Genomic DNA, 3,792 nt, shown 5'->3' with positions numbered 1-3,792 from the left:
TCGTGCCGCCGCCGTTTGCCGCCGATTCGATCATGGAGGCGGCGGATGCCGGGATAAAGCTTTGCGTCTGCATCACCGACGGCATCCCCTCGCAGGACATGATGCAGGTCAAGCGCTACATGCGCCGCTACCGATTCGAGGACCGCATGCGCCTCGTCGGCCCGAACTGCGCCGGCGTCATCACCCCCGGACAGGCGCTGATGGGCATCATGCCCGGCAGCATCTATCTCCCCGGCCGCGTCGGCATCGTCGGGCGCTCCGGCACGCTGGGCTACGAGGCGGCCTCGCAGATGAAGGCGCTGGGCATCGGTGTCTCGACCAGCGTCGGCATCGGCGGCGATCCGATCAACGGCTCCTCCTTCAAGGATATCCTGAAACTGTTCGAGCAGGACGACGAAACCGACGCCGTGGTGATGATCGGCGAGATCGGCGGTCCGCAGGAAGCCGAAGCCGCGATCTGGGCGCGCGACAATATGCGCAAGCCGCTGATCGCCTACATCGCGGGCTTGTCTGCCCCGAAGGGCCGCCGCATGGGCCATGCCGGCGCCATCATCTCGGCCTTCGGCGAGTCGGCGCAGGAAAAGGTCGAAATCCTGAAGGAAGCCGGCGTGGTGATCGTGCCGACCCCCGCCTCGTTCGGCGAGGTCGTTGCCGATACGCTGGCGCGAACGAAGAAGGCGGCCTGACGCATCGATCAGGCGGCTACGAGACAATTGCCAACACACGGAACGGCGGTGCGGTCTTAACGACCTGCTGCCGTTTTCGTTTGGCCCCGCGAAGGCAAGAAGGCCGCCAAAGCAGCTCTTGCTGCTGCAGTTCGGCAGACCAGTCGAAAGCGATTTTTCAGAGAGATTTGGTGCGGTCGAGAAGACTCGAACTTCCACGGGTTGCCCCACAGCGACCTCAACGCTGCGCGTCTACCAATTCCGCCACGACCGCACGTGGTAGGAGCCGGAACCGTCCGGCCCGGGGCCTGTAGCAAATCGTTTCCGGCGAAACAAGGGTGCCGTGCGGAATATTCGCGAATGCATGTCACCCAAAAGCGCGTAGCGGTTTTGGGAGAGCGACATGCACAACACGAAGCTGCCGGCACAATGCTCCACAGCCTCGCCGCGGGCTGGCGGAACTGGACGTTTTTGACGATTGCCGCCATATGAAGGGCAATTGCATGTCGCCCGAAGCCGCTGACGGATTTTTGGGGTACAAACACATAATCTGAGCCCGCCTGGATCCGGTTCCAACGATGGCGCGCCTCAGAAGAGACGCGCCATGACAGAACGCAGCCAGATCGCCACGTCGTTCCTGCCCCTTCCCGGTTCGGCGCCGGTCGAATGGGTGATCGAGCCCGGCCTCACTTCCTATCCGGATGCGCTTGCCTTCATGGAAACGCGGGCCGAGGCGATCCGCAGCGGCGGCGCCGGCGAGATGGTCTGGCTGGTCGAGCATCCGCCGCTCTACACGGCCGGCACCAGCGCCCGCATCGAGGACCTGATCGAGCCCGACCGTTTCCCGGTCTTTGCCGCGGGCCGCGGCGGCGAATACACCTATCATGGCCCCGGCCAGCGTGTGGCCTATGTGATGCTCGACTTGAAGCGCCGGCGTGAGGATGTCCGTGCCTTCGTCGCCGCGCTCGAAGAATGGATCATCGGCACGCTTGCCGCCTTCAACGTGCGCGGCGAGCGGCGCGAGGACCGCGTCGGCGTCTGGGTCGCGCGGCCGGATCGCCCTGCCCTGCCCGACGGCTCGCCCGCCGAGGACAAGATCGCGGCAATAGGCATCCGGCTCAGGCGCTGGGTGAGCTTCCACGGCATCGCCATCAATGTCGAGCCGGATCTCGGCCATTTCAGCGGCATCGTGCCTTGCGGCGTCTTAGACCATGGTGTCACCAGCCTTGTCGACCTCGGCTTGCCCGTCACGATGGCCGACCTCGATCTCGCACTGAAATCCGCCTTCGAGGACGTGTTCGGGCCTGCCGTGGTCCCGGTCGCCGAACTGGCCCGAAAGGCAGGCTGACCCACAATTACATCAGCTGCGCCGAAGCCCAGAGCACGCCGTAGCCGTGGATGGCAAACACCGCGAGCAGCGCGCCGGCCATGGCCAGGCGATCGAAGGCGTGGATCGGCTTCAGCTCGTGACGCGGCTTCACGCCGCTTCCCACGGTGATGAGGCTGAGGACTGAGAATACCGCGCCGGCGACGAGCAGGAAGCCGGGCGGGAAACCGGCACGCCAGCCGAGCGCCAGCAGGGCGGACAGGAGCAGGAAGGATGCCAGCGCCAGCGCGATCGGCCCTGGGCAGATCTGGCGCAGCACCTGGCCGCCGTCGAACTTCCACACCGGCACCAGATTGGCGATGTTGAACAGCGAGGCGCAGCCGGCAAGCGTCGCAAGCAGCACTGCGGCAAGACGATGCCCTTCGCTGCCGGCAAGGCCGCTGGCGGCGATCAGGAGAGGCACCAGGAAGGCGGAGAAGCCCGCCCCCATCAACGCCACGAAGGCGACCTCGAAACGGCTGTCATAGGGCCTGCCGCCGATCGCGATGCCGCCGAGCAGCGGGATGAAGATCATGCGCGCCCGGCGATGCCCCGTCAGGCGGAACGCCGCCATATGGCCGAGCTCGTGCAGGGCGACCACCGAGGTCAGGATGGCGGCCAGCGCCAGCCCGCCGGGGTTGAGGCCGAAGAATGGCCACAGGATGAAGGCCGAAAGCAAAGCGAAGCCGATCTGGCTCACCGGATGCTCGAACCAGCCGCCCTTGCGATAGGTTCCGGTTCTCGCCCAGACCTGCAGCTTGGCGAGCTCGCGGCGCATGGCGAAGTAGCGGAAGATCAGAAAGGCGACGCCACGATAGCGGTCGGTCTGCGTCAGCGTGACCCGCGTCGCGTTGCCTTCGCAGACGAGCTCGGTGGTTTCGCGATAGTCGGCCCAGAACGAAGGATCGAGCGCCGTATCCTCGATGACGCGCATCGAGAAGCGGCTGCCTTCCACCACGTCGTCGAACCGCGCCTTGCGTTCGATCGGCCGGCCATCCCGCCCTTCCCAGGACAGCTTGATCAGTACCGTCCCCTCGCCGTCCAGGGGCTCGGCGGAAAGGATTTCGTCCGACCAGGCGGCGTCTTGGCCGAACGGCCAAAGCGCCTGCCAGAGGCGTTTGCGATCGGCCTCTATCGCACGGCTGACCGTAACCGTGCGCAACCCGAGCGGCACGGTCATAAGCAGAAAGATCAGTCCGAGATTTCCGGCCACGAGGGTGACCGCGGCGATGACCGACACTGCCTTTGCTCCCCGTCTTCGGGAAGCAGCCTAGCGGCAGCGCGGCCAAGAAAGACTTAACAATGGGCGGGCTCTTGCCCGTCCCAAACAATGGGCGGGCCTTTTTGCCCGCCCGAAACGGCGGCGGCGAGCCGCCTGCTCACATGGCGCCAATCCAGATCGCCATGGAAATAAGAAAGGTGCTCATGCAAACCAGCGAGACGACATCCTGAACCAGATCAGACATAACTCTCTCCTGTTTTTGTAATGTTCGTAATTTGTTCTAATTTTGTTCGAATGTCAACGATCACCCGACGGCGCATCAGGCGAATTCGGGCGGTCCGTTTGGGCACGGTTAAGGAAAGGTTGACGCAACAAGATGCACGACCGGGACTTCAAAACATAGGCCTCGGCCGCGGGGGCAATCGCTTCCTTTCGGGCGCCTGCGCTGCCCCTCACCTGCCTGCCGGCATCCTCTCCCCGTTGAACGGGGAGAAGGGCGCTGCTATCGCGGCTTTCGCCAATCGCCGGCGTTGCAGAGA

At 64.7% G+C, this 3,792-nt stretch carries 3 protein-coding genes and 1 tRNA gene; 2 read left to right on the top strand and 2 right to left on the bottom strand.

The window, feature by feature from the left end:
• Nucleotides 1-686, top strand: a 686-nt coding sequence (locus RFM40_RS33240) for a succinate--CoA ligase subunit alpha (protein ID WP_320279026.1), incomplete at its 5' end; no start/stop codon positions are given.
• 168 nt (nucleotides 687-854) lie between these two features.
• Here RFM40_RS33240 and RFM40_RS33235 read toward each other — a convergent pair.
• Nucleotides 855-939, bottom strand: a tRNA-Leu gene (locus tag RFM40_RS33235).
• 330 nt (nucleotides 940-1,269) lie between these two features.
• On the opposite strand from RFM40_RS33235, the gene lipB reads away from it, so the two are divergent.
• Entirely contained in the window at nucleotides 1,270-2,013 is a 744-nt protein-coding gene (gene lipB / locus RFM40_RS33230; RefSeq protein ID WP_320230356.1) for a lipoyl(octanoyl) transferase LipB, read from the top strand.
• Between the two features lie 7 nt (nucleotides 2,014-2,020).
• On the opposite strand, the gene RFM40_RS33225 is transcribed toward lipB, so the two are convergent.
• Complete coding sequence (locus RFM40_RS33225; RefSeq protein WP_320230357.1) at nucleotides 2,021-3,211, bottom strand: site-2 protease family protein; 1,191 nt, start codon at nucleotides 3,209-3,211, stop codon at nucleotides 2,021-2,023.
• Nucleotides 3,212-3,792: the final 581 nt, after the last annotated feature.

Source organism: Mesorhizobium captivum (assembly GCF_033977165.1).
GTDB classification, from domain to species: domain Bacteria; phylum Pseudomonadota; class Alphaproteobacteria; order Rhizobiales; family Rhizobiaceae; genus Mesorhizobium; species Mesorhizobium captivum.
The sequence above is the reverse complement of the archived record's forward strand: the minus strand, read 5'-3'. Positions and strand labels throughout refer to the sequence as shown.